Origin of the sequence: Streptomyces griseofuscus (assembly GCF_014673495.1) — a bacterium.
GTDB classification, from domain to species: domain Bacteria; phylum Actinomycetota; class Actinomycetes; order Streptomycetales; family Streptomycetaceae; genus Streptomyces; species Streptomyces murinus.
Genome location: NZ_CP051006.1, coordinates 7,843,491 through 7,868,627, shown reverse-complemented (window position 1 = coordinate 7,868,627; position 25,137 = coordinate 7,843,491). Strand labels below are relative to the sequence as shown.

Genomic DNA, 25,137 nt, shown 5'->3' with positions numbered 1-25,137 from the left:
ACTGCCGAAAGAGTGCCAGATTTGACCCGTCCATGCCAGACCGTTCCTGTCAGGCCGTTCCTTCCCCACGGCTCCGCCGGTTCGACGTGGGAGGGGGTGGGGACGGCGGAACGGCGGGGGCGGCGGGTGGGGACTCGGGAGGCGGACCGGAGCGGTTGGGGCGCCGGGCCACCGTCCGCGCGGGGCGGGCGGTGGCCGGGCGGCCCGGTCGGGTCAGTGCCGGCGCACCGTCAGCAGTACCGCGCGCAGGCGGTCGCCCGAGGGCGTCGGCCAGCCCGTGGAGACATGGCCGAGGGCGGGCGTCGCCGGGACCGGGGGGTTGTCGTCGGACGGGGTGAGCACGCGGTGCAGCCGCAGGGCCGTGCCGTGCGGGGTGGGCAGATAGGTGCCGTCCGCGTCGTCGGCGGGGGTCGGGGTGAAGGCCACGGGGGTGAACGGGGCGCCCGTGTAGGCGTGGGTCACCTCGTGGTCCGGGAGGTCGGTGATGCTCTGCGCCATCGCCTGCGTCTGGCCCGCGACGAGCCGCAGCAGCTCGGTGACCAGCACCGGGTCGCGCATCCCGTCGTACGCCCAGCGCTTGCCCAGCACACCGTGCTCCATCGTGCCGACGAGCGCGTGCTCGGCGCCCTCCAGCGGTGCGCCCCGGTAGCTCAGCGGCACCAGGTACGCGGTCCGCTCGGGGCTTGTGATGTCGGTGGCGATCATGATCTCGATGCCGACCTCGCCCTCGGGGTCGTCCAGCCGGAAACCGCCGGTCTTCTCCAGGACGGGGGTGCCTGAACCGCCGCGGTACCACGGGCGGGTGGGCAGCCACTCGGTGAGCAGTTCGACCTTGGAGGGGGTGAGGGTCGTGTGGTGGATGACGGCCATGACGGTGGTGGTCTCCCCGGTGTGAGCGTGCTGATCGGGCTCAGCCTCGCACACCGTCCGAGAACTCCAGCGCGGGACTCAACCCCGCCCAGGGATTGGGCCCTTCGCCGGTCACCGGCCCGCACACCCCGGCCCCCCGCTGCCGCGCGGTGCGCACCGCGAGCGGGACCAGGGCGGCGGGGACGCCGTACACCAGATGGCAGATACGGTCGGGTGGCTGGCGCGCGGCCCAGGACGGCCGGGTGAACGCGGAGACGTATGTCGACCAGTGTCCCTCGAACGTGACGGTGAGATCGGCGAGCCGGGCGTACCCCGGCGCCGGATGGACGCCGGGGTTGAGCACCACGCTGCCGGTGCCGAGCCGCCGCAGCTCCCGGACCAGGCGGCGGCAGTCGGGCAGGCCCTCGGCGGTCGCGGTGACCCGGTCGAGGAAGCAGCCGTCGGTCCGGTACCAGAGCCGGTGCCGGCGCACGTCCTCGGTGATCGCGGCCCGGTCCCGCGTCCCGTAGTCGGTGTCGACGTACCCGAGCAGCCGGGCGCCCGCCGTGCGCAGCGCCCGTGCCGCCGCCGTGTACGCGGGGTCGGGCGCGGCGCCGGGCCCGCTTGCCGGGTTGAGGACGACGGCGTAGGTGCGGGCGGCCGCCGTGATCAGCCGGTGCCAGGCGCCCGGGTCCTGTGCCGGGTGCACGTACAGCGGTATCAGCAGGCTCACGGTGTCGCCGCCCACAGCGCGGCGAGGGCGTCGTCCAGGCCATGGGCCGGGCGCCAGCCGAGGGCGCGTTCGGCGGCGCCGATGTCCGAGCACTGCCAGGACACCTGGGCGGAGCGCGCCGAGCCACTCCCGCCCTCCGCCAACTGCCCCTGGAATGCGGCGAGTCGGGCCAGCTCGTGCACCAGATCGCGCACCGGTACGGCCCCGCCGCCGCCGATGTTGAGCACAGACGGCAGCGGTCCGGGCGCGGTGACGGCGAGGGCGACGGCCCGGGCCACATCGCGGACGTCCACGAAGTCACGGTAGGCAGACAGGTCCCCGAGCCGCAGCACGGCCCCGGGGTCGGAGCCGGCCGCCCGCAGCAGCGCGGCCATCCGGCCGGGCAGGCTCGCCGCGGGCGCCCCTGGCCCCACCGGGTTGCCGATCCGCAGCACCACCGCGTCCAGGCCCGCCGCGGTCACCGCGAGGGTGCCGGCGAGCTTGGTGGCGCCGTACGGGGTGACGGGGCAGGCGGGCGCCGATTCGGTGACCGCCGCGCAGGGGGTGCCGAGGCCGTACTCGGCGGCGGAGCCGAGGTGTACCAGGCGGGCCGCGGGGGCCGCCTCGCGCAGTGCGGCGCAGAGCACGGCGGGCCCCCGGGCGTTGACCTCCGCGAGCGTCACCGGGTCGCCGCCGGTGGCGCCCGCGCAGTTGACCACGGCGTCGGGCGCGGCCGCCGCCAGGGTCTTGGCCAGCCGCTCGGGCCGGTCGGCGGCGAGGTCGACGGCGTACTCGGCGCCGGTGCGGCCCCCCGCGAGCAGGTGCGCGCCCGGGAGGGCGCGCACCTGCTCGGTCACCCGGCGGCCCAGATATCCGGTGCCGCCCAGGACGAGAATGCGCATGCGGGACTCAGGCTCCCTTGAGCAGCAGGGACTTGCGGCTGGTGAACTCGGCGTTGGCCCGGTCGTAGTCGTCTGGGCGCCCTATGTCCAGCCAGTAGCCGTCGAACTCGTAGGCGTGCGGCGGGTTCTGGGCTCTGAGCAGGTCGAGGACGAGTTCGTCGAAGCCGAGTGGCAGCCCCGGGGTGTAGCCGTCGAGGGTGGCGCGGGAGAGGCCGTAGACGCCCATGGAGACCCGGTAGTCCATGCTGGGTTTCTCGGTGAACGCGACGACTTTGCTGGCGTCGGTGGTGAGCACACCGAAGTCGATGTGCACCTTGCGGGCGTAGGTGGCGATGGTGAGCGGCCCGCCGGAGGCGCGGTGGCGGCGCAGTACGTCCGCGTAGTCGAGGTCGGTGAGGATGTCGCCGTTCATCACGAGGAAGTTTTCGGGCAGCCGGTCCTTCAGGTTGAGCAGGGGGCCCATGGTGCCGAGCGGGCTCTCCTCGGTGGCGTAGTCGACGGCCATGCCCCACTGGGAGCCGTCGCCGACGTAGGCGCGGATGATCTCGCCGAGGTGGCCGATGGCGAGGGTGCAGCCGGTGAAGCCGGCCGCGGACAGCTGGCGCAGCACGATCTCCAGGATGGCGTGCTGGTCGCCGATGGGCACGAGCGGTTTGGGCAGCGCGGTGGTGTAGGGCCGCAGCCGGACGCCCTTGCCTCCCGCCAGGATCACTGCGTGCATGGGGTGCCTCCTTGAGCAGACGTCGTGACGTGCCGGACGGGTCAGATGTTGTAGATGCCGGTCTTGTAGCGGGCCAGGTTGGCCGGGTCGCGGAAGAACTCCACGGTCTGCGCGAGACCTTGTTCCAGGGTGTGCACGGGCCCCCAGCCGGTGGCGGCGGTGAGCCGGCCGGCGTCGGCGACGAGCCGCATCACCTCGGAGCCCGCGGGCCGCAGGCGCGCGGGGTCGGCGCGGACGTCGAGGGCGGTGTCCATGACCTTGCCGATCAGAGCGACGAGGTCGCCGACCGAGATCTCGCCGCCGGTACCGGCGTTGAAGGTGCGCCCGACGACCTGCTCGGCGGGTGCGCCGCCCACGGCGAGGAAGGCCCGCGCGGTGTCCTTGACGAACAGGAAGTCCCGGGTGGGCCGCAGATCGCCGAGGGTGATGGTCCGCTCCCCCGCCGCGACCTGTCCGATGACGGTGGGGATGACGGCGCGCATCGACTGGCGCGGTCCGAAGGTGTTGAACGGCCGCAGGGTGACCACCGGGGTGCCGAAGCTGGCGTGGTAGCTGTCGGCGAGCCGGTCCCCGCCGGCCTTCGAAGCGGCGTACGGGGACTGGGTGTTGATGGGGTGGTCCTCGGTGATCGGCACGGTCTGCGCGGTGCCGTAGGTCTCGCTGGTGGAGGTGTGCACCAGCCGGGGGGTGCCGAGGGCGCGGACCGCTTCGAGCACGTTGAGGGTGCCGGTGACGTTGGTCTCCACGTAGCTGTGGGGCGCCTGGTAGGAGTACGGGATCGCGATCAGGGCGGCCAAGTGGTAGGCCACGTCCGCCCCTTCGAGGAGGCCGCGCACGGAGCCGGGGTCGCGGACGTCGCCGAGGACGATCTCCACCTGGTCCAGCACGTCCGGGGCGAGGGTCTCCAGCCAGCCGTAGGAGGAGAAGGAGTTGTACTGGGCCATGGCCCGCACCCGGTGCCCCGAGGCGACCAGAGCCTCGGTGAGATGGGAGCCGATGAAGCCCTCGGCGCCGGTGACGGCGGCGAGCGGTTGGGAGGTCAACTGGGGGGTCCTTCCAGTGAGTCGAGGAAGAGGAGGGTCTGGTTCAGGCGTGCCGGGCCGGGCGGCCGAGCAGCCGCAGCGCGCACGCCAGCAGACACGGCACGGCGGCCGCGCAGGCGAGCGGCAGGGCGGCCGGGCCGGGTGGCAGACGCAGCACGGTGACCGCGCCGGCCGTGCCCGCGGCGGCCAGACAGATCACGGCGGGCGGCCAGGCGGTCCCGAACGCCTGGAGGAGCAGCGCGGTCCACAAGGTGGCCGCGAGCAGCAGGAGCGGTGCCGGTGGGGCGCCCGTAAGATACGCGGCGGGCAGCAGCGGCAGCAGATAGCCGAGCAGGCACAGGCCGAGGACACCGGCGGAGCGCAGCAGGAATCCGGCCGGGGTGGCGGTGGCGCGCAGGGCGGCGACGGACAGGCCGCGGTAGCGGTAGAGCAGCCATTCGGCGGGCCCCATGCTGAGGGTCAGCACGATCACCGCGTACGGCTCCCGGCGGCCTTCGAGCAGCACCAGCAGCCCGGCGGCAAGGCCGAACAGGCCGTACGGCAGCGACCAGCGCAGCGGGGGCCGTCTGCCGCCGTCGGCGCCGGGCTCCTTGAGCAGGCCGCGCAGGGCGTGCGCGGTGACGGCGAGGGCGCCGAGCAGCGCCAGCAGGGGCAGGCCGAGGCGCGGTACGGGGCCCGGGTCCCAGCGGAGCAGGCAGGCGGCGCCCGCGAGCAGCGGGCTCAGCGCGGCGAGCAGTGTCCTCTCCCGGGCCAGGACCAGCAGGACGCCGGCGGCCGCGAGATAGAGCGACTGGGCGGCGACGGCGAGCAGGACCGGGCCGCCGCCGGTGAGCGGCGCGGCGAGGGCGGTGGCGAGCGCGGCTCCCAGGGGTGCGCCCGCGGCCAGGGTGCGGGCGGCCTCCCGGGGGCCGGTCGCCTTGCGCAGGTGGGCGCGGTGGCCGAGCCCTTGGCCCCAGGCCCAGGAGATCAGGCCCGCGAGGATCAGCGCGGCGGCGTGCCGGCCGGGGTGCCACAGGGGCGCGGTGAGCGGGTAGGCGAGGCCCGGCAGGGCGAAGAGCAGCCCGCGCAGCAGACAGCGGACATGGTCGGGACGCCAGGGGTCGGCGGCCGGCGCGGGCTCGGGGAAGGTGCGGGGCACCTGCTCGTAGAGGGCGGTGGCCAGCGAGAACAGGTTCGGATGGCCGTACCGGTCCTTGATCGTCTCGGCGGTGAGGCCCTCGGCCTCCAGCAGGGCGGCGACCTCGTAGGGGTGGACGGCGGGGCCGATCCGGTCGGCGAGTTCGGCGGCCAGCAGGCTGACGGCCGCCTCGTCGGTGCCGAGGGCGGGCAGCCGCAGGGACAGGGTGCGGTCGTCGGGGCGGGCGAGCCGCAGGGCGAGGGTGTCCTGTTCGGCGCCGCCCGGCTCCAGGGCCATGGGTCCGCTCATCCGGCCAGGCTCCCCGCGGCGGTCCGGCGTCCGGGCTCGCGCTCCGGCGTGGACGGGGTGATGAATTCCCGTGTGTGGTAGGGGAGTTCGAGGTATATGGAGCGGAAGGTGTCGATGGTCTGGCGGAGGGTGAACTGCTCGATCACCCGTAGTCGCGCGGCCTCCCCCATGGCCCTGCGCCGGTCGCCGTCGCGGAGCAGTTCCAGGGCGGCCGCCGCCATGCGTTCCGGGTCGCGCGGTGGTACGACGAGGCCGGTGTCGCCCACCGCCTCGCGCACCCCGCCGACATCGGTGGAGACGGTGGCCCGGCCGCAGGACATGGCCTCGATCAGAGTGAAGGGGAAGCCCTCGCTGATGCTGGAGAGCATCACCACGTTGCCGGCCGCGTAGGCGTCCTTGATGTCCTCGACGCGGCCCTCGAAGGCGACGGCGTCGCCATGGCCCAGCTCGGCCGCCAGCGCGGCACAGCGCTCCCGGTACGCCTCGCCGCCGCGGGGTGTGCCGCCGAAGAGCCGGAGCCGGGCCTCGGGTATCTCGGCCCTGACCAGGGAGAACGCGCGGATGAGCGTCTCCAGGTCCTTGATGGGGTCGACCCGGCCGGCCCAGCTCAGGGTCGGTGTCTCCGGTTCGGGTCCGGCGGGCGGGAAGGCGGCCGGGTCCACGCCGTTGTAGACGGTGCGGATGGCCTTCGGGTCGGCGCCGCCCTGTTCCTCCCAGAGCCGGTTGTAGCGGTTGCCGGGGGTGATCAGGGCGGCCCTGCGGTAGCTCTCCTCGGCGAGCAGCCGGAAGAAGCCGAGGACGACGGCCTTCACCGGCCAGCGGTAGGGCGCGGTGCGGTAGCCGAGGTAGCGCTCGCGCAGATAGACGCCGTGCTCGGTGAGCAGCAGCGGGACGCCGTGCCGGTCGAGGGCGGCGAGTCCGGGCAGTACGGCCACTCCGCCGCTGACCGCGTGGGCCACGCCGTGCTCGGGCGCGGGCGCGGCGAGCGGGCGCAGGGCGTGTTCCAGCAGGGCGGTGGCGGTGACCGCGTCGTGCAGGGTGGGCCGCGCCTCGCGCACGGCGAGCCCCGGGCGGTTCCACACGGTGGCGAGCAGGGCGATGGCCCGGTCGCCGCGCAGGAAGGGGCTCAGCGTCCCGTCGGCGGCGGCCCGCGCCAGCAGGTAGAGCGCGGGCGGGAACCGGTCCTCGGCGCACGGGTCGAGGAGGGCGGTGAGGAAGCGTTCGTAGGCGGCGGTGAGCCGGGTGAGGGCGCGGCCCCGGGGCGCGCGGCCCTCGGGCGGCTCGCCCCACATGGGGACGGAGCGCACCTGGTGGACCTGGGCGGGCAGCTCCCACACGACGGGTTCACGTCCGGTGCCGGTGACGGCGATGACATCGAAGTCCAGGTCGGGCATGCCCTGGACGAGTTGGTCGCACCAGACGCTGACACCGCCGTGGCTGTGCGGGTAGGTGCCTTCGGTGAGCAGGGTGACGTGCGCCGCGCCGGGGCGGCGCGCACCGTGGTGAACGTGCATCGATCGGGCTCCACGGCCAGAGTTGTGGGGTGGTCGTGCGGGTCCCGGCCGCGTCGGGGCGGCCGGGATCCGGGGCCCGTCCGGGGGTGTCGGACGGGCCCTGGGGTCGGTGCGCGTTCAGTGCTGCGAGGAGTGCCTGACCTGGTGCCGCGGTGCGTACGGGACCTGCTTGGAGACGCCCTTGGGGAGCCTGGTGCGCGGGGCCGGTGCGGTGGCCGCCGGGTGGGTGTGGCCGTGGGTGCCCGGGGTGGCGGCGGGTGCGGCGGCCGGCAGGGTGAAGGTCTGCGCGAGGCCGAAGGAGGCGGTCCAGCCGGACAGTTCACCGCCGTAGGCGCTGCCGAAGGCGCCGAGACCGTAGTAGGTGCTGCCGGTGGGCAGGGTGGCGTTGGTGTACGTGCCGCTGGGGGCCTGGACGGTGACCGTGTTGCCGATGCGGTAGGCGGTGACCTGGCCGGCGTTCAGGGCGTTGGTCCAGGCGGTGCGGCGCTGGAGTTCGGTGCCGATGTCCTTCATCCGCACGTTCACCAGCGGGGTGTTGGCGGCGAACAGGCCGTTGTAGCCGTCGAGCACACCGTTGAGGACCGGGTAGGCGATGCGGTCCTCGGCGAGGTTGGACTGGTGGATGTAATGCGGCTTCGGGTCGTTGGAGAGCACATGCCCGAGGTCGATGCGGGACTCCAGCGGCACGATGTAGTCCTGGTAGCCGGTGCTGGTGTCCAGCGGGGCCGGCAGGCAGGTGGTGGTCGTGGGGTTGTCCTCGCACAGGCCGCTGCCGCCCTGGGCGCGGCTGGTGTACAGCCAGTTGTACTCGTCGGCCTCCTCGGAGGCCCTGCCCGCGTTGTAGAAGACGTTCATCGGGTAGCGGGCGACCGTCGCGGCGGGGCCGACCTGGCGCTGGGCGGGGTCGCGGGAGGCGTCCGCGCCGAGCCACTTGACGCCGCTGTCGGTGAGCGCGGGGCCCAGGTTGGGGTTGTCGTCGGGCTGCTGCGGCAGGATCCGCATCCCGGAGTGCTCGCCGGTCACCAACTCGGTGTTGTCCAGGGGCAGTCCGTTGGTCTGGCCCCAGGCGCGGTTGTTGGCGATCTCGTCGTCGATGGTCTGCCGGCTGACCCACTGGGTGCTGCCGTCGGGGTTGGTCTCGCACTTCCACGGCACCACGGTGGTGTCCTGCTCGCAGCCGAGGAAGGCGTGCGTGTAGGTGTGGTTGATCCAGCGGAACTGGTTGCGGTCGGCGATGAACTTGTCGGCGAGCTGGTCGACGCCGTTGTTGTCCGTGCGCTGGTCGACGCTGCCGGAGCCGTTGAAGGCGAGGTCGAGGGTGAAGTTGTGGCTCTGCTCCCAGGCGGCGGCGTAGTCGACGTCCGCCGGGGTCATCCGGATCGGGCTCGGGGTGCCGGAGCTGTTGGTGCAGTCGACGTCGCCGGGCGTGCAGTTGAGCTGGGTGTCCCAGCGGTCGTCGGCCGCGAACACGTCGTCCACGTGCACGGCGAAGTAGTTGCGGGAGGAGCCGAGGTGCACCCCGCCGGTCATCCAGTCCACGATGCCGCGGGCCAGCAGCCGGAACTGCTGCTGGTACTGGTTGTAGACGAAGGTGATGACCAGCTCGCGCCGCCCGTCGTGCCGGTACTCGCCGACGAGCGAGCCCTGGGTGGTGGTGCCGGGGATGGTCGCCTGCACGTACGGGGTGAAGTCGGCACCGGGTGCGGGCGTCGACAGATAGGCGTAACTCTCGCCCACGGTCGGCGAGTTGTCCTCGAAGGGCACGGCACCCTTGAGGTAGCCGAAGGGTCCCGCCTTGCCGGCCGCGGTGACCTGGGCCTGGACGCCGTCGACGCTGCCGGAGTAGCCGCCGGTGGTCGGGACCTGGAGCCCGGCCTGGGGGCGGGCGTAGGTGTAGGCGTCGACCTGCGGGATGCCGTACGTCTGCTCGTAGGCGGCGAGCGCGCTCATCTCGGCGCTGCCGGCCGCGAACGGGTTGTCGTTGGGCAGGACGACGGCCTGGTACTTGGCGCGGGCCCGGCCGGCCACGGTGTCGGCGAGGAAGCCGGCGTCGATGGTGGGGCGGCTGCCGGTGGTCAGGTCGACCTCGGTGAACGGCGTTCCCTCCGAGGCGAGTTCGGCGGTGATGGCGTCGGTGGCCGGGCCGCCGTCGCTCACCACCAGGACTCTGAGGTCGATACGTGGTGTGCCGCTGACGGCCTGGGCCGGTCCGGCCTGTAGGCCCAGTGCGGCGATGAGCGCGCCCACCGTCAGCGCGGTGGTGCGAATGGTCCGCTTCATGCGGTGAAGTTCCCCTCCCCGGACAGGGGCGAGCACGGCTCGCACGGAGCGGACGCACCCCCTCGCACGACTCCGGCGTCCCCCTCAGAAGCCGGTCGTCGTGCATCCGTCGCGTCACATAGTGATGGATGTGTGTAGCTTTTGTGGTCGGGTCACGAGACCTGACGGAAAATGGCGGGTTTCCAACTGCCTTGTGACACAACCCGATTGAGCTTTTCCCCGTCGTGCCCCGCGTCGCCCGGCGGACCGCCTGGTCCACCGGGCGACGTAGCCGCTCCTGCGGATGGTGCGGGAGGTCCGTCAGGAACAGAGCACGCGGGTCTCGGGCGTGTAGACGGGGCCGCCATTGCTGTTGGTGCCGTCGCTGAACTCGGCGTAGAAGTACGAGTAGAAGCCGATGTTGCCGTTGCAGCCGGAGTCGGCGGCGACCTGGAGGGTCAGGGTGACGGTACGGCTCTGGCCGGGCGGGATGGTGGCGCCGTAGTTGGTGCCGAGGTTGGTCGGGCCGGTGCCGGAGCAGGAGCTGCTGCTGCCGTCGGCGGCCGCCAGGGTGCAGCCGGCGAAGCTGTACTTCAGGTCCGGACGCTGGGTGGTCAGCCAGGTCGGATCGATCGTCTGGTACACGAACAGGACGTCGTACGTCTTGTTGTTGGTCAGCGTCATCGACAGCTTGACCGAACCACCGGGGGTGGTGGTGGCGCTGTCGGTGCTGAAGGTGAGGGCGGCCGGGGCCGGGTCCGCGCTGGCGATGGTGCTGAAGCCGAAGACGGCGAGGAGGGCCGCGAGGACGGCGGTGAGACCGAGGCGTCTCAGCAGAGGTGATCGCATGGCCCGGGACGCTAGATGCGGGGCGCGCGCCGCGTCTGCCCCGTCACGAGGACCCGGAACACGATCGGCCGAAAGCGGTCGTTGGGTGAAGGCCATGTGATGACGATGTGATGATCTTACGGGAAGGGCATCCCTGCACGGTACGGGCCGTGACGACGAGGGTGCGTGGGGTTACCGGAAACGTCCTCGCGAAGCTGGGGTAATGGCGAGGACCCGACCCGCGCTCCCGTACGGAATCGGGTCATCCGGTTGTATGACCGCACTCTTCTCGGCCAATCAATGCATTCCGGCCGCGCCGGTCCCCGTGCGGGGACCGGCGCGGCCGGAACCCGGTCACCCCCGGGCGTGCGCCCGCTCGAACGCCGTGAACGCGGCCTCCTGGCGCCACTCCAGGCGCGCCCGGGCACTGCCGTCGAGGAGCCGGCGGCAGGCCGCGCTGTGCACGGGCTGCCCGGGGCGCTCGGCACGGCAGGCCGCGACCGGGTGGTAGCCCTGGGCGGTGGGGTTGCCCTGCCACAGGCTCGCGCCGGGCAGGAAGGCGTACTGGAGGGAGGCGCGCGCCAGATCCTTCAGCTCCGGGTAGCCGAGGCCGTAGGTGGCGGCGGCGTACTGGTACTCATGGCTGATGTCGATGCGCGAGACACCGGGGTCGTCGGTGGCGAGGACGACCGGTACGCCGTAGCGGCGGTAGGTGGTGAAGGGGTGCTCGGCGCCCTTGACGCCGAGGATCTGGGCGTTGCTGGAGAACGGCACCTCGACGGCGATCTGCCGGGCCGCCATGGTGCGGGCGGTGCGCTGCCAGTTGTCCTCGTGGACGAGGTCGACACCGTGTCCGACGCGCTGGGTGTGCGCGACGTCCACCGCCTCGGCGATATGGAACTTCAGCGCCTCGGGCTTGACCAGTCCGGGCCACAGCTCGCCCGCGTGCAGGGTGACATGGGCCTTCGGGTACACGGTGCGCAGATAGCCGACCATGCGCATCTGGAGGCTGTAGTTCTCCAGCGAGCTGTCCCAGTCCTCCGGCTGCACCAGGTTGACGGCGACGAAGCGGGAGTCCGCCTCGGCGAGCCGCATTCCGAGGTCCATCTGGGTGAAGACCCGCACCGGTGAACTGCCCCGGGACGCCTGGGAGATCCAGCGGACGGTGAGCCCGCAGGCGGGCCGCGCCTTGGCGGTGCCGCAGTGCTCGGTGGCACGGAACTCGGCGTCGCCGTCGTCGGCCTCCTTGCGGGCGTCCGCGACCAGCTTGTCCAGCTTGCCGCCCGCGGCCAGCTTGCGGTGCAGGGCGGTCAGATCGGCGTCCCAGCCCACCTGGTCGGCGAGTCGCTTGGCGCCGTCGGAGGCGGGGGTGACCATCGTCTCCAGGTACGACTGGTTGTTGGCGACGACGGTGTCGGCGACCTGCGCGAGCAGCTTGCCCCGGTGCCGCCAGGTGACCTCGCCGAACTTGCCGAAGGTGTCGAAGAAGTGGTCGTGCCCGTTCTCGTCGGGCGGGAAGTCCTGCATGGACCAGGCGCGCACGATCGCGTCGTGGAAGGCGCGGTCGGTGCGGGCGTCGGCGGCGGGGCGGGTACCGGGGCCGCAGGGCGGGGCGACGGCGGTCATCGTCGCGTCGATGCACAGGCCGTCCTCGGCGGCCAGCTCGATGAGGTAGTCCGTGCTCACCGCTCCGGAGAGGTGGTTGTGCAGGTCCCCGCCCTTGGGGAGCTGCCGGAAGAAGGCCCGCAGGGCCGCGGGCCGGTCCTTGACCGAGCGGAGATAGGCGTCGGTCCGCGCCTCGGCGGCCGTGGCCTGCCGGGGCGGCGGCGCGGCGGGCAGGGCCGCGGCACGCGCGGGCTGCGCGGCGGCGGGCAGGGCGGACAGCAGGGACAGGACACTGAGGGTGCCGAGCACGGCCGGAACGACCCGGCGCGGTACGGAACTTCGGGTGTGCAGACTCACAGGTGCATGATCAGCGAAGGAGGGCGGCGACGGGGGCGCGACCGGCGCATACCGGCCGGAGAGCACCCGTGCGGGTGACGTGTCCGCCTCCCTGTCCGGAAAGGACGGTACGCGCGGGACCGGGAACCACCGGGGTGGCATGCGGGGCGCCGGCCCGGGTAGTCGCGCCTCTGACGTCGTAGATCGGCGAGACACCAGGAGGCCGACCCCATGCTGATGGCACACCCCGCCGTGCTGAAGGACCTCATCACCCAGTACGAGACCCTCGCGCTGCTCGGCGCCGAGGAGAGCACCCCGACGGCGCAGCAGCGGCTCGCGGACATCTCCTACACGCTGTGCGTGGCCACCGGGACGCGGGATGTCGACATGGCCCTGATCGCGGCACGCCGCCGGCTGTCCGGGGCCCGCCCGGAGGACGACTCGCTGCTCCAGGAGCCCGCGCCGGCCGTCGCCGCGTCCGGCGCCTGAGGCCGGGGCGCGGGGTCGCGCACCGCCGCCGGCACCGCGCCCACCAGCGGCTCCCCGCCGCGTTCTGCCCCGAACTCATGGGCTCCCGCTTCTGGTCGGCGGGACCTACCGGGCGGTATACAGACCCGGTCGATCGCGTGAGGGCCGCTCCAGGGCAACGCCGTCCGCGCCGTGTACCGGCCCCAGGGGGGAACCATGACGAACGACAGGCGTCCGGCGGACGGGGCGAGAGCCCGGCGGCGGGCCTCAATGCTGGCGGCGGCGGTGGGCGGCTGCGCCCTGGTCGCCGCCGCCACCACTCCGGCCGCCGCGCATCCGGCGGGCCACGGCCACCGCCTCGACTACGTCGCGCTCGGCGACTCCTACACCTCGGGCCCGGGCATACCCACCCAGGTCGATGCCGATTGCGCCCGCTCCGACCGGAATTACCCGTCGCTGGTGACGCGGCGGGCGAGGGCGACGACGTTCACCGACGTCAGCTGCTCGGGCGCGACCACCGTGCAGATGTGGCAGGCCCAGGGCACCAACCGGCCCCAGCTGGACGCCGTTTCACGGAACACGGACCTGGTGACGCTCCAAATAGGCGGTAATGACGTCGGGTTCGGCACCATCATCGCCACCTGCGCCCGGCTCGGTGTCCAGGACCCGAAGGGCCATCCCTGCGAGCGCTCCTACGAGGCGTCCGGGCAGGACGCGCTGGCGCTCGCGGTACGGCAGACCGCGCCGAAGGTCACCGAGGTGCTGCGGGCCGTGCACGCGCGGGCGCCGCACGCCCGGGTCGTGATGGTCGGCTACCCCGATCTGCTGCCCGACGACGGGGTGGGCTGCTTCCCGCAGGTCCCCTTCGCCCAGGGCGACTTCGCCTATCTTCGGGACACCGAGAAGCGGCTGAACCTGATGCTGCGCACGGTGGCCGGGCGCAACCGCGCCGAGTACGTCGACACATACGGTCCGACCGTGGGCCACGACATGTGCAAGGCGCCCGCGGACCGCTGGATCGAGCCGCTCCAGCCGGCCGCCCCCGCGGCCCCGGCGCACCCCAACGCCCGGGGCGAGGAGGCCATGGCCGGGGCGGTCCTGCACCGGCTCGCGGGGAACCACGGCCACCGCTGAACGCGGCGGGCGGCCCCCACGCGTCCGCGTGGGGGCCGCCGTTCGCCGATGCCGTGATCCGCACCGGCGCGCCGTCGCTCAGCCGCCCAGCGCGCTCTGCACCACCGCCCGCGCCTCCTCCTGCACCCGGGCCAGGTGGTCCTGGCCGAGGAAGGACTCGGCGTAGATCTTGTAGACGTCCTCGGTGCCCGAGGGGCGGGCCGCGAACCAGGCGTTGTCGGTGCTGACCTTGATGCCGCCGATGGCCGCGCCGTTGCCGGGCGCCTCGGTGAGCACGGCGGTGACCGGCTCCCCGGCGAGGGTGTCCGCGGTGACCTGGGCGGGCGACAACTTGCCCAGCAGGGCCTTCTGTTCGCGGGTGGCGGGGGCGTCGATACGGGCGTAGGCGGGCTCGCCGAAGCGTGCGGTCAGACCCGCGTAGTGCTCGGACGGGGTCCGGTCCGTGACGGCGGTGATCTCGGAGGCGAGCAGGGCGAGGATGATGCCGTCCTTGTCGGTGGTCCACACCGAGCCGTCGCGGCGCAGGAAGGAGGCGCCGGCCGACTCCTCGCCGCCGAAGCCGAGTTCCCCGCCGATCAGGCCGTCCACGAACCACTTGAAGCCCACGGGCACTTCGACCAGGCGGCGGCCGAGATCGGCGGCGACCCGGTCGATCATGGTGGAGGACACCAGGGTCTTGCCGACGCCCGCCCGGGCCGGCCAGTTCTCGCGGTGCCGGAAGAGGTAGTCGATGGCGACCGCGAGGTAGTGGTTGGGGTTCATCAGGCCCGCGTCCGGGGTGACGATGCCGTGCCGGTCGGCGTCGGCGTCGTTGCCGGTGGCGATGCGGTACCGGTCGCGCTGCTCGATCAGCGAGGCCATCGCGTAGGGCGAGGAGCAGTCCATGCGGATCTGGCCGTCCCAGTCCAGCGTCATGAACCGCCAGGTCGGGTCGGTGCCCGGGTTGACCACCGTGAGGTCGATGCGGTGCCGCTCGGCGATCCGGCCCCAGTAGGCGACGGAGGCCCCGCCGAGCGGGTCGGCGCCGATGCGCACCCCGGCCGCGCGGATCGCGTCGAGGTCGAGGACGCCGGGCAGGTCGTCGACGTAGGTGCCGAGGAAGTCGTAGCGAGCGGTGGTGTCCGCGGCGAGCGCGCGGGCGTACGGCAGCCGTCGTACGTCCTTCAGGCCGCCGGTGATGATCTCGTTGGCACGGTCCTGGATCCAGGAGGTGGCGTCCGAGGCGGCCGGGCCGCCGCTCGGCGGGTTGTACTTGAAGCCGCCGTCGGCGGGCGGGTTGTGCGAGGGGGTCACGACCACGCCGTCGGCCAGGCCCGTGGTGCGGCCCCGGTTGTGCGTGAGGATGGCGTGCGAGACTGCGGGGGTGGGTGTGTAGCCGTCCGCGCTGTCGACGAGCACGGTCACGTCATTGGCGGCGAACACCTCCAGCGCGGTGACCTTCGCGGGCTCCGACAGGGCGTGGGTGTCGGCGCCCAGGAAGAGCGGGCCGTCGATGCCCTGCCCGGCGCGGTACTCGCAGATGGCCTGGCTGGTGGCGGCGATGTGGTCCTCGTTGAAGGCACTCGCCAGGGACGAGCCCCGGTGCCCCGAGGTGCCGAACGCCACCCGCTGGGCCGGGTCGGCCGGATCCGGGTGCAGCGCGTAGTACGCCGTGACCAGTCTCGCCACATCGACAAGATCCTCGGGACCGGCCGGCCGGCCGGCTCGCTCGTGCGCCATGAGTGCGTTCCTCCGCATCGGTTTCGGTCACTCGCTGACGCCCATCTTTCCTCGTCAGGAGCATGACGCGCGAGTACGCCCCACCTTACGATCCGTTGATCTCCGCACCGTCCGGCCGTCGGCCCCCGGCCGACACATGCGCTGCCCGCGGGGTTCTGGGTCACGACGCTCTACCTGTGGGGGACGGTCCTGACGACGGTGGTGTTCCCGGTCTGGTTCGCCCGCTGCCGTCGGACCGCCGCCCTGCTTCCCCCGGCGTGGTGCGGGGGTCCGCCGCCTGGGGCGCCCTCGCCCGGCTGATACCGGTGGTCGGCCTCCGGGCGCCCCGGCCCCTGGTGCAGGACGTGCTGCGCGCGAGCACTCCCGGCGCCGGTGCCGCCGCCCCCGCGCGGTCGGACACGCTCGCGGACGTCTGGTGGGGAGCCTGAGCGGCGCACGCCCTGTTCGCCGTGGTGTGCGACGGGTACGGTGGCCCGGGTCGCCGGCCCTGACCGTGGCGGCGGACGTCCGCTACGGCGCGGCGGCCGTGCTGGCGGTCGCCGTGATCCAGCGGATCACGGCGCGCCAGGCCGCCTGGATCGCCGCGGGGGCCGTGGCGATCCAGGCGGGGGCGGTGGCGCCCGCGCCCGCCGGTCCCCCGCAGCTCTCGTAGTCCCCGCAGCCCTCGGAACCGTCGTAGTCCCGCGGCCCGCGTCGCCTTCGTCGCCGCGAGCGGCCGTCAGCCGATGTGGTAGCTGTCCCCGTACACCTTCCAGTCGAGCGGCGTCTTCAGGTCGAGGTTGCCCTTGCGCAGGAAGACCCGCTGTTCTGTGTCGACGCGGGTGGTGTCGCTGTGGGCCTCCTCCTGCTTCATGGCCCAGACCCGGGCGTCGAGGAAGGCGTTGAGGTACGCCGTCTCGTCGCCGCCCTGCGCCGGGGGCTCGGCGGTGCGCAGGGCACGCTTGCGGATGTTGCGGAAGCTGGTGGAGTCGTCGCCGTCGCCGTGCATGACGATGGCGTCGTAGTAGCAGAACTGGCCGAGGGCGCGCAGTCCGTCGGTCTTGCCCTGGGCGACGGCGGGGTCGAAGTAGACGCGGTCGCGCTCGTCGTTCTGGCACGTCTGGAACGCCGTGTCCTGCGCGGCCTTGCGCCAGTCCTTGGGGAAGTCCGGGTCGAGCCCGGAGTGCGAGTCGCTGCCGTTGACCTTGCGCAGCGCGGGCAGGTACTTGGCCAGGACGTTGCCCGGCTTGCGGTCGGCGTAGAGCTGGACGAGGTCGAGCATGTCGCCGGTGCCGGAGCAGAAGCCGATGATGCCGGCGGTGTAGCCACGGCCGTCGCCGATGTCCTCGATGTACTTGTACTGGGCCTTCCAGTCGAGCGAGGAGTTCTCCGCGCTCGACACCAGCTTCATCGCGATCTCCTTCTTCGCGGGATCGTCGAGGCCGGTCGCGGCGGCGGTGCCGGCCTGTGCCGCGACGGCGCGCGGGACACCGAGCGCGGCACCGGCGGCCACGGCGCCGAGCGCGGCGACGAGGGTACGGCGGGACAGACGGGCGGAGGCTGCTGAATCGCGGTGTTCGTGCACCACTGGGGGCTCCAAGTAGGTGTGGGGGGTGGCGAGTTGGGCCAGTACGAAGGCACTGCGAGTACTGGTAGGAAAGTTTCCTATCAGAGCCGGGAGAAGCCGGTAACCCGGCCCGCGCGAAGTTCGTAGGATCGGACAGTCCCCGCCCGGAAAACCGGGCAGCCCCACTCAGAAACAGGGCCGCTCAATCCCATCCGGCTGCGCAATTGGACTTATGGATCACCTCGGCGCAGGGTGGACGGACCCCCCTCGTACCTCTGGGGGCACCCGTACCGCACCATCCGGAGAACACCCGATGACCCACATCGCGGACCCCGCTCGCTACGACGGCACCATGCGCTACCGCCGCACCGGCCGCTCAGGCCTCGACCTGCCGGTCCTCTCCCTGGGCTACTGGCACAACTTCGGTGACGATCGCGCCTTCGAGACCCAGCGCGAGATCGCCCTGCGCGCCTTCGACCTGGGGATCACCCACCACGACCTGGCCAACAACTACGGCCCGCCGTACGGCTCCGCGGAGGCCAACTTCGGCCGGCTGATGAAGCAGGACCTCGCGCCGTACCGCGACGAGATGGTGATCTCCACCAAGGCGGGCTGGGACATGTGGCCGGGCCCCTACGGGCAGGGCGGCGGATCCCGTAAGTACCTGCTGGCCTCGCTGGACCAGTCGCTGCGCCGGATGGGCGTGGACTACGTGGACATCTTCTACTCCCACCGGCTGGACGCGAGCACGCCACTGGAGGAGACGATGGGCGCCCTCGACACGGCCGTGCGCCAGGGCAAGGCGCTCTACGTCGGCATCTCCTCCTACGACGCCGAGCGCACCCGGCAGGCCGCCGCGATCCTGCGCGACCTGGGCACTCCGCTGCTGATCCACCAGCCGTCGTACAACATGTTCAACCGCTGGATCGAGACCGAAGGTCTGCTGGACGTGGCCCAGGAGGAGGGCTTCGGCGTCATCGGCTTCACGGCACTCGCCCAGGGCCTGCTGACCGGCCGCTACCTGGACGGCGTGCCCGGCGACTCGCGGGCCGCGCGCGGCGACTCCTTCGACCGCTCCTGGCTGACCGAGGACATGCTGCGCCGGCTGCGCGCCCTGAACGACATCGCCGCCCGGCGCGGGCAGACCCTGGCCCAGCTGGCGCTCGCCTGGGCGCTGCGCGACCAGCGGGTGACCTCCCTGGTCATCGGCGCCTCCCGCACCGAGCAGCTGGAGCAGAACGTGGCCGCGCTGGACCACCTCGACTTCACCGCCGAGGAACTGGCCGAGATCGACACATACGCCACCGACGGCGGCGTCGACCTGTGGCGCGAGGCCCGGCTGGGAAATCTCGGTTAATCCCAAAGATTGTGACGTACATCACAGAAATGAGGGATAAATCAGACTTAATCTGGCAACTCGGACATCCTTACGACTCCCCCACACCGCAAGGAGCCGCTCGCCGCATGGTGCACGCAGCCCGTTCCAGCCACGTCCCGCCGCCCCACCCGGACCTGAGCCGCGCCCGCGATTGCGAACGCTGCCTCGGCTGGGGGACCGTCGTCAGCCGCGAGGGCGAGCACGAGCTGTGTCCCCGTTGCCAGCGGGCCCCCGGTACCGCCGGGGGCCCCGTCCTCTGACCGCCCGTACCGTTGAGGCATGGCCACCCCTCCGCTTCCGGGACCACTGGCCCATCTGGCGCCGCTGCTCGGCCACTACGGCTACTGGGCCGTGGGGGTCGTGATCCTCGTGGAGGACTTCGGCATCCCGGCACCGGGCGAGACGATCCTGCTCGCCGCCGGGGTGTACGCGGGCGCGGGTGAGCTGGACATCGTGAAGGTGGCCCTCATCGCGTTCGCCGCGGCCGTCGTCGGGGACAACATCGGCTATCTGATCGGCCACTTCGGCGGGCGTGCCTTCGTGCACCGCTGGGGGAAGTACGTCTTCCTCACCCCGAAGCGGTTCGCGGTCGCCGAGGACTTCTTCGCCCGGCACGGCGGAGTGATCGTGACCGTGGCCCGGTTCATCGAGGGCCTGCGCCAGGCCAATGGCATCGTCGCCGGCACCTCGGGCATGCACTGGCGCCGCTTCCTCGCCTTCAACGCCCTCGGCGCGGCCCTGTGGGTGGGTCTGTGGACCACCCTCGCCTATCTGGCCGGCAGCCATATCGACACGGTCTACGAGGACATCAAGCGCTACGAGCTCTACTTCGTGCTGGCCCTCGCGGTCCTGGTCCTCGCGCTCGTGGCCCGTCATGTCCTGCGACGGCGCCACGAGCGCGCCGGGTCCGAGGGGCCCGGCTGACCCAGGGCCGGGGGCTCAGGAGGGGCGCGCCGCCCCGCTCGGCTTCGGCGCGGGCTGCTCGGTGCCGGTCGACGGCGCCTCGTCGGCGCGTTCATGGCCGCCGCGCAGCGCGGAGGCCACCGCGGAGACCAGGGCCATGCCCGCGGCCACGCTGAAGACGATGGTCAGGCCGTGGTGGAAGGGCCCGGAGACCAGTTCGGGGAAGAACGTGTGGCCGGTCAGGGTGGCGCGCTGGGCGGCGGTCAGCTGGTCCAGGGTGCCGCCCGCGAGCAGATGGCCGATGGGGTTGTTGCCGAGGAACGTGGCGAACAGGGTGCTCACCGGCGGCAGCGAGGCCACCTGGTGCGCGGTCGCGGCGGGCACTCCGTGCGCCGCCAGGCCGCTGCTCAGCGTCTTCGGCAGGGTGGCGGCGAGCCCGGAGACCATCAGCGAGAAGAACACACCGATGGACAGGGCCGTGCCCGAGTTCTGGAAGGTGGAGCGCATCCCGGAGGCCACGCCCCGGTACTTCACCGGCACGCTGCCCATGATCGAGGAGGTGTTGGGCGAGGAGAACATGCCCTGGCCCAGCCCGTTGAGCAGCAGCAGCGCGGCGAACGGGCCGTAGTCGAAGTCCACCGGCAGGGCCAGCAGCCCGAGGAAGGACCCGGCGACCACCAGCAGCCCGGCGGTGGAGAAGATCCGGGCGCCGAACCGGTCGGAGAGGTAGCCGGAGACCGGGCCGGCGAGCAGGAAGCCGAGAGTGAGCGGCAGCATGAAGATGCCCGCCCACAGGGGGGTGTCCTCGAAGTCGTAACCGTGCAGCGGCAGCCAGATGCCCTGGAGCCAGATGATCAGCATGAACTGGAGCCCGCCGCGGGCGATCGCGGTCAGCAGGGCGGCGAGGTTGCCCGCCGCGAAGGCCCGCACCTTGAACAGCGAGAGGCGGAACATCGGTTCGGCGACCTTGTTCTCCACCACGCAGAAGACCAGCAGCAGGAACACGCCGCCGATCAGCCCGGTGAGGACGAGCGGGTTGGTCCAGCCGGTCGGGTGGCCGCCGTAGGGCTGGATGCCATAGGTGATGCCCGCGAGCAGGATGCCGGCGCCCGAGGCGAAGGTGAGGTTGCCCAGCCAGTCGACCCGGCCGCGCCCGCCCGCCGCGGTCTCGCGCAGGCTGAGATACGACCAGATGGTGCCGGTGACGCTGATCGGGACGCTCACCCAGAACACCGCCCGCCAGTCCACGGCGGCCAGCAGACCGCCGGCGAGCAGGCCGAGGAACTGCCCGGCGAGCGCGGTGATCTGGTTGATGCCGAGCGCCATGCCGCGCTGCCGGGAGGGGAAGGCGTCGGTGAGGATCGCGGCCGAGTTGGCGGTGAGCATGGAGCCGCCGAACGCCTGCACGATGCGCCACAGGATCAGCCACAGCGCGCCCGCCCCGGCCGGCAGCGGGTCCAGGGACAGGGCGATGGAGGCGAGGGCGAAGACCAGGAAGCCCAGGTTGTAGATGCGCACCCGGCCGAACATGTCGCCGAGCCGGCCGAGGACCACCACCAGGACGGCCGAGACCAGCAGATAGCCGAGGATCATCCACAGCAGATAGCCGATGTTGCCCGCGGCGAGCGGGTCCAGGCCGATGCCGCGGAAGATGGCCGGCAGCGAGATGATCACGATGGAGGCGTCCATCGTGGCGATCAGGACGCCGAGCGTGGTGTTGGACAGGGCGACCCACTTGTAGCCGGGGCCGGGCGGTGTGGCCCGCTGCCGGGCCGAGCGGGCGAGGAGCCGGGCGCGTATGCCGCCCTCGGGCGTATCGGCGTTCACAGCTGTTCCGCCAGCCGGTCGAGGAGGGGCAGTACGCCGGTCAGGGCCTCCCGCTCCTGCGGGGTGAACCCGGCCAGGGCGTGGGCGAGGCGGTCGGCGGACTCGGAGCGGCGCCGCTCCAGCACGGCCCTGCCCTCCTCGGTGATCGCGATGACGGCCCGGCGCCGGTCGGCCGGATCGGGCGCCCTGCTGACCAGTCCCCGCTGCTCAAGACCGGCCAGGGTGCCGGCCATCGCCTGCGGCCGCACCCGCTCCAACTCGGCGAGCGCGCCCGGCGAGTCGGGTCCGCCGCGGGAGAGCCGGGCCAGCACCGAGGCGCCGGAGAGGGTGAGGTCGCCCACCGCGTGGGCCTGGCGCAGCCTGCGCACGATCCGGCCCATGGCCAGCCGGAGCGCGCCCGCGAGCGCGCTGGTCCCCGGGTCGCCGCCCGGGCCGGCGGGAGCTGTCCCCGCCATGTCTTCCGTCGCCACATCCATGATTAGTAACAATAGGTTTAGCAGTCTGGCCTGTACAACCAAGGACGGGTAATCGGTTTGAGGGGCGTCGCAGTGGCAAACCGAATGGCGAACGGAACATCACGAGACGTTGGGAAGTGAGACTCCGATGGCAGGCAACCAGAAGGCGAAGGGCAAGGCGGAGCAGGCCAAGGGCAAGGCCAAGGAGGCCATCGGCCGCGCCGTCGGCAACGAGAGCATGGAGGCCGAGGGCCGGATGGAAGGCGCCAAGGGCGATGCCCGGCAGGCCAAGGAGAAGGCCAAGGACACCTTCAAGCACTGAGGCCCACTGAGGCCCGCCGTCGGCCATGGCACTGACCCGGACGATCGACTCCAGCGGGTCCCGGGAATCCACCCCCAGTGGATTCCCGGGACCCGCTGTCGCGTCCGGCACCCGCTGCCAGCAGGGATTCGTGTGCAACCGAAGGATTACCGGTGCACGTCCCCTTGATCGACGGACCAGCGGGTAGCCGAGCCAGAGGACGGCACATTCCCCGCACGCGCGCAGGAAGGGACCCCGAACCCCGGAGGGAAAAGGGCGACGAGGTATGGACATCTCGCTGAGGACGCACCCGAGGACGCAGGACCTGGGCTACAGCCGCACCTGGGAGACCGGCATGTGCAGCAGCGCCGACGCGCGTGACGCCGTCGCCGCCCTGCTCGCCGCGGCCCGCCCGGCGCCGCTGCGGCGCTCGGTCCAGGACGCACAGCTTGTCGTGAGCGAACTGGTGACGAACGCGGAGAAACACGCGCCGGGCCCGTGCGCCCTCAGCCTGGAGCTGAGGGCCGGCGCCCATGCGCTGCGCATCTGCGTGACGGATACCTCCAGCTCACCGCCGCGTCCCCGGCCGCCCGACCCCGCACGGGTCGGCGGCCATGGTCTTCATCTGGTGCGGATGCTCTCGCGGGATCTGGAGGTGACGGTGCTGCCGGACGGCAAGCGGGTCACCGCGACGGTTCCGCTGGTCTCCGAGGGCGGCGGGGCGCGGGGCGAGGGATGAGCCCACGCCACCCGGTGGGCGACGCCGTTCCGGGCGCGCGGAGTGCGGGCAGTCGTGCCACGCTCGGGGGAGACCACGGGTCCCCCTGGGAGGAACCGGCGCTCCACAGCCCGCTGGTGCCGGTCCTCATGAGAAGTCACTCGTGACCGAGGAGGCATGCCATGGGCGACGGCCCTGAGGCCCGCGGGAACCAGTGGTACGGCCCCCAGCCGGATGTGGCCGGCGCATCCGGCTATCCGGACGCGCCGCCGCGGATGGGGTTCTTCACCGACACCTCGGTGTGCATCGGCTGCAAGGCGTGCGAGGTGGCCTGCAAGGAGTGGAACGCGGTCCCGGAGGACGGCCTGGAGCTGACCGGGATGTCCTACGACAACACGCAGACCCTGGGCGCCGACACCTGGCGGCATGTGGCCTTCATCGAGCAGAGCAAGCCGTTCGGCGGGCAGGAGCCCGGTGTCCGCCACGAGGACACGGATGTCTTCGCGGCGGCGGCGCGGCTCGGCACCGATGCCTCCTCCCCCGGACCCGGCGCCACCGCTCCCCCGCCGGGGCAGGCCCCCGAGGGCGCCCCCGCCGGGCAGATCTCCCCGCTCTCCCCCGACGGCCGCACCGAGCTGCGCTGGCTGATGTCCTCGGACGTGTGCAAGCACTGCACCCACGCGGCCTGTCTCGATGTGTGCCCCACCGGGGCGCTGTTCCGCACCGAGTTCGGGACGGTCGTGGTGCAGTCGGACATCTGCAACGGCTGCGGCTACTGCGTGCCCGCCTGCCCGTACGGCGTCATCGACCAGCGCAAGGACGACGGCCGGGTGTGGAAGTGCACGCTGTGCTACGACCGGCTGGGCGTCGGCATGGAGCCCGCCTGCGCCAAGGCGTGCCCGACGGACTCCATCCAGTTCGGGCCGCTGGACGAGCTGCGGGAGCGGGCGGCGGACCGGGTGGCGCGGCTGCACGCGGCCGGGGTGGCGGACGCCCGGCTGTACGGCGAGGACCCGGGGGACGGGGTCGGCGGCGACGGGGCGTTCTTCCTGCTGCTCGACGAGCCCGAGGTCTACGGTCTGCCACCGGATCCGGTGGTCACCACCCGGGACCTGCCCGACATGTGGCGGCACGCGGCGCTGGCTGCGGTGACGCTGGTCGGGCTCGCGGTGGGCGGTTTCGCGTGTCGTCCGAGGAGGGCGCGATGAGCGGGGCGGATGCCGGGCGGGGCGGTGCCGGGGGCGGGCGGCCGGGCCGGGAGGCGCCGACCGGGGCGTACGCGGGGCGCCGGCGTCGGCGGCGCGGGCGGGGCGAGCGGTCGATGGTGCCGGACGCGTCGTTCTCGTCGTACTACGGCAAACCCGTGCTGAACAAGCCCACGTGGAAGGCGTTGGACATCGCCGGGTACCTGTATCTGGGCGGTCTGGCCGGGGCCTCCTCGCTGCTGGCGGCCGGGGGTGAGCTGACGGGCCGGCCAAGGCTCGCGGCACCGGCGAAACTGGGGGCGGCCGGGGCGATCTCGCTGTCGCTGGCCGCGCTGGTGCACGATCTGGGCCGCCCGACGCGGTTCCTGAACATGCTGCGGGTGTTCAAGCCGACCTCGCCGATGAGCGTGGGCTCCTGGATCCTGGTGGGGTACGCACCGCTGACCATGGCCGCCGCGGCCACCGAAGTGGCGGTCCGCTATCGGCTGTTGGGCTCGACCGCAGCCGAAGTGGCAAGCCGTTACCGGCTGTTGGGCTCGGCCGCCACCCTCGGGGCGGCGGCGCTCGGCCCGGCTGTGGCCACGTACACGGCGGTCCTGCTCTCGGACACGGCGGTCCCGTCCTGGCACGAGGGCTACCGTCAACTCCCCTTCGTCTTCGCTGGGTCGGCCGCGGCCGCCGCGTCCGGCCTCGCCCTGGCCGCCGCGCCGACCTCGCAGGCGGGACCGGCCCGTCGTACGGCGCTGCTCGGCGCCGCGCTGGAACTGGGCGCCTTCCAGCTGATGAGGCGCCGGATGGGCATCGCGGCCGAGCCCTTCGACCAGGGCAGGCCCCGGATCCTGCTGCGCGCCTCCGAAGCCCTGACCGTGACCGGCGCCGCCCTGGCCCTCCTCTCCGGCCGGCTGCGCGACCGCCGCGTGGCCCTGGCCGCAGGCGCCGCCCTCCTCACCGGCTCGGCGGCCCTGCGCTTCGGTGTCTTCCACGCCGGAGTGGCCTCGGCGGAGGATCCCCGCTACACGGTCGTACCGCAGCGCGAGAGGCTTGCGGCACAGGGGAGTTGAGCGGGGCCACCGGTCACGACGGCCGGAGGACGACGGCCACGGAACGGACGGGGATCACCTCCCGGCGCCGGCAGAGCGAAGCGCCACACCGCACCGCCCCCCTCGCGCCTCCGCCGCCCTCGCCCAAGGCCGTTCGCGGCGGACGGGAATCGAACCCGCCTGCCCGCCGCACGCAGCTCCCGCCCAGGTCGTTTCCCCCCACCGCCCCCGGGGTACCCCCCACCCCC

General features: G+C 72.7%; 25 protein-coding genes. 11 read left to right on the top strand and 14 right to left on the bottom strand.

Annotated features, from left to right (window positions below; genetic code table 11):
• Window positions 1–213: 213 nt before the first annotated feature.
• The 10 genes from HEP81_RS35615 to HEP81_RS35570 form a co-directional block, all read right to left on the bottom strand.
• Window positions 214–870: a maltokinase N-terminal cap-like domain-containing protein gene (locus tag HEP81_RS35615; RefSeq protein WP_037660827.1), complete on the bottom strand. Its 657-nt coding sequence runs from the start codon at window positions 868–870 to the stop codon at window positions 214–216.
• A 40-nt stretch (window positions 871–910) separates the two neighbouring features.
• Window positions 911–1,582: a spherulation-specific family 4 protein gene (locus HEP81_RS35610; protein ID WP_037660825.1), complete on the bottom strand. Its 672-nt coding sequence runs from the start codon at window positions 1,580–1,582 to the stop codon at window positions 911–913.
• Window positions 1,579–2,463, bottom strand: a complete 885-nt coding sequence (locus tag HEP81_RS35605) for an NAD-dependent epimerase/dehydratase family protein (protein WP_037660807.1) — start codon at window positions 2,461–2,463, stop codon at window positions 1,579–1,581. Before HEP81_RS35605 ends, HEP81_RS35610 begins: the two co-directional genes overlap by 4 nt.
• 7 nt (window positions 2,464–2,470) lie before the next feature.
• Window positions 2,471–3,184 (bottom strand): nucleotidyltransferase family protein, encoded by a 714-nt coding sequence (locus tag HEP81_RS35600; RefSeq protein WP_037660804.1) that lies wholly within the window; start codon window positions 3,182–3,184, stop codon window positions 2,471–2,473.
• A gap of 41 nt (window positions 3,185–3,225) precedes the next feature.
• The gene (locus tag HEP81_RS35595) at window positions 3,226–4,227 is read right to left on the bottom strand and encodes a GDP-mannose 4,6-dehydratase (RefSeq protein ID WP_037660801.1); all 1,002 of its coding nucleotides are present in this window, start codon (window positions 4,225–4,227) and stop codon (window positions 3,226–3,228) included.
• A gap of 43 nt (window positions 4,228–4,270) precedes the next feature.
• Complete coding sequence (locus tag HEP81_RS35590; protein WP_037660798.1) at window positions 4,271–5,653, bottom strand: hypothetical protein; 1,383 nt, start codon at window positions 5,651–5,653, stop codon at window positions 4,271–4,273.
• Complete coding sequence (pelF, locus tag HEP81_RS35585) at window positions 5,650–7,167, bottom strand: GT4 family glycosyltransferase PelF (protein ID WP_037660796.1); 1,518 nt, start codon at window positions 7,165–7,167, stop codon at window positions 5,650–5,652. Before pelF ends, HEP81_RS35590 begins: the two co-directional genes overlap by 4 nt.
• A 117-nt stretch (window positions 7,168–7,284) precedes the next feature.
• The gene (locus HEP81_RS35580) at window positions 7,285–9,447 is read right to left on the bottom strand and encodes a hypothetical protein (RefSeq protein WP_037660795.1); all 2,163 of its coding nucleotides are present in this window, start codon (window positions 9,445–9,447) and stop codon (window positions 7,285–7,287) included.
• A gap of 300 nt (window positions 9,448–9,747) precedes the next feature.
• A complete protein-coding gene (locus HEP81_RS35575; protein ID WP_037660794.1) occupies window positions 9,748–10,275 on the bottom strand; it encodes a hypothetical protein in 528 nt (175 codons plus the stop codon).
• A 333-nt stretch (window positions 10,276–10,608) separates the two neighbouring features.
• On the bottom strand, window positions 10,609–12,216 hold the full coding sequence (locus HEP81_RS35570; protein ID WP_037660792.1) for an adenosine deaminase family protein: 1,608 nt from the start codon (window positions 12,214–12,216) through the stop codon (window positions 10,609–10,611).
• A 210-nt stretch (window positions 12,217–12,426) separates the two neighbouring features.
• Here HEP81_RS35570 and HEP81_RS35565 point away from each other — a divergent pair, with 210 nt between their 5' ends.
• Both HEP81_RS35565 and HEP81_RS35560 read left to right on the top strand, forming a co-directional pair.
• Window positions 12,427–12,684, top strand: a complete 258-nt coding sequence (locus HEP81_RS35565) for a DUF5133 domain-containing protein (protein WP_037660790.1) — start codon at window positions 12,427–12,429, stop codon at window positions 12,682–12,684.
• A 195-nt stretch (window positions 12,685–12,879) separates the two neighbouring features.
• The gene (locus tag HEP81_RS35560; RefSeq protein WP_243279692.1) at window positions 12,880–13,797 is read left to right on the top strand and encodes an SGNH/GDSL hydrolase family protein; all 918 of its coding nucleotides are present in this window, start codon (window positions 12,880–12,882) and stop codon (window positions 13,795–13,797) included.
• Window positions 13,798–13,875: 78 nt separating this feature from the next.
• Here the strand turns inward: HEP81_RS35560 and pgm are convergent, their stop codons facing one another.
• Complete coding sequence (pgm, locus tag HEP81_RS35555; protein ID WP_037660785.1) at window positions 13,876–15,516, bottom strand: phosphoglucomutase (alpha-D-glucose-1,6-bisphosphate-dependent); 1,641 nt, start codon at window positions 15,514–15,516, stop codon at window positions 13,876–13,878.
• A gap of 176 nt (window positions 15,517–15,692) precedes the next feature.
• Between pgm and HEP81_RS35550 the strand changes: the two genes are divergently transcribed.
• Both HEP81_RS35550 and HEP81_RS35545 read left to right on the top strand, forming a co-directional pair.
• Window positions 15,693–15,944 carry a DUF4328 domain-containing protein gene (locus tag HEP81_RS35550; RefSeq protein WP_157854541.1) on the top strand — a complete coding sequence of 84 codons (252 nt, stop codon included), beginning with the start codon at window positions 15,693–15,695 and terminating at the stop codon, window positions 15,942–15,944.
• A gap of 26 nt (window positions 15,945–15,970) precedes the next feature.
• Window positions 15,971–16,168 (top strand): hypothetical protein, encoded by a 198-nt coding sequence (locus HEP81_RS35545; protein WP_157854536.1) that lies wholly within the window; start codon window positions 15,971–15,973, stop codon window positions 16,166–16,168.
• Between the two features lie 66 nt (window positions 16,169–16,234).
• On the opposite strand, the gene HEP81_RS35540 is transcribed toward HEP81_RS35545, so the two are convergent.
• Window positions 16,235–17,083 carry a chitosanase gene (locus HEP81_RS35540; RefSeq protein ID WP_037660781.1) on the bottom strand — a complete coding sequence of 283 codons (849 nt, stop codon included), beginning with the start codon at window positions 17,081–17,083 and terminating at the stop codon, window positions 16,235–16,237.
• Between the two features lie 292 nt (window positions 17,084–17,375).
• Here HEP81_RS35540 and mgrA point away from each other — a divergent pair, with 292 nt between their 5' ends.
• The 3 genes from mgrA to HEP81_RS35525 all read left to right on the top strand — a co-directional run bounded on the left by mgrA (window position 17,376) and on the right by HEP81_RS35525 (window position 19,364).
• Window positions 17,376–18,419, top strand: coding sequence for an L-glyceraldehyde 3-phosphate reductase (gene mgrA, locus HEP81_RS35535; protein WP_037660779.1), 1,044 nt, complete (start codon window positions 17,376–17,378; stop codon window positions 18,417–18,419).
• 107 nt (window positions 18,420–18,526) lie between these two features.
• Window positions 18,527–18,700: a hypothetical protein gene (locus tag HEP81_RS35530; RefSeq protein WP_167739868.1), complete on the top strand. Its 174-nt coding sequence runs from the start codon at window positions 18,527–18,529 to the stop codon at window positions 18,698–18,700.
• A gap of 19 nt (window positions 18,701–18,719) precedes the next feature.
• Window positions 18,720–19,364, top strand: coding sequence for a DedA family protein (locus tag HEP81_RS35525; RefSeq protein WP_037660777.1), 645 nt, complete (start codon window positions 18,720–18,722; stop codon window positions 19,362–19,364).
• 15 nt (window positions 19,365–19,379) lie between these two features.
• Here HEP81_RS35525 and HEP81_RS35520 read toward each other — a convergent pair whose 3' ends face one another.
• Together HEP81_RS35520 and HEP81_RS35515 are read right to left on the bottom strand one after the other, a co-directional pair.
• A complete protein-coding gene (locus tag HEP81_RS35520) occupies window positions 19,380–21,032 on the bottom strand; it encodes an MFS transporter (RefSeq protein ID WP_243279837.1) in 1,653 nt (550 codons plus the stop codon).
• A 134-nt stretch (window positions 21,033–21,166) separates the two neighbouring features.
• The gene (locus tag HEP81_RS35515) at window positions 21,167–21,646 is read right to left on the bottom strand and encodes a MarR family winged helix-turn-helix transcriptional regulator (RefSeq protein WP_243279691.1); all 480 of its coding nucleotides are present in this window, start codon (window positions 21,644–21,646) and stop codon (window positions 21,167–21,169) included.
• Between the two features lie 127 nt (window positions 21,647–21,773).
• Between HEP81_RS35515 and HEP81_RS35510 the strand changes: the two genes are divergently transcribed.
• From HEP81_RS35510 to nrfD, 4 genes are all read left to right on the top strand, one after another.
• Complete coding sequence (locus HEP81_RS35510; protein WP_078967593.1) at window positions 21,774–21,947, top strand: CsbD family protein; 174 nt, start codon at window positions 21,774–21,776, stop codon at window positions 21,945–21,947.
• A gap of 265 nt (window positions 21,948–22,212) precedes the next feature.
• Window positions 22,213–22,665: an ATP-binding protein gene (locus HEP81_RS35505; RefSeq protein WP_037660772.1), complete on the top strand. Its 453-nt coding sequence runs from the start codon at window positions 22,213–22,215 to the stop codon at window positions 22,663–22,665.
• 161 nt (window positions 22,666–22,826) lie between these two features.
• Entirely contained in the window at window positions 22,827–23,852 is a 1,026-nt protein-coding gene (locus HEP81_RS35500) for a 4Fe-4S dicluster domain-containing protein (protein WP_037660769.1), read from the top strand.
• Window positions 23,849–24,910, top strand: a complete 1,062-nt coding sequence (nrfD, locus tag HEP81_RS35495) for an NrfD/PsrC family molybdoenzyme membrane anchor subunit (protein WP_190276067.1) — start codon at window positions 23,849–23,851, stop codon at window positions 24,908–24,910. The genes HEP81_RS35500 and nrfD overlap by 4 nt, the downstream gene beginning before the upstream one ends.
• Window positions 24,911–25,137 lie beyond the last annotated feature (227 nt).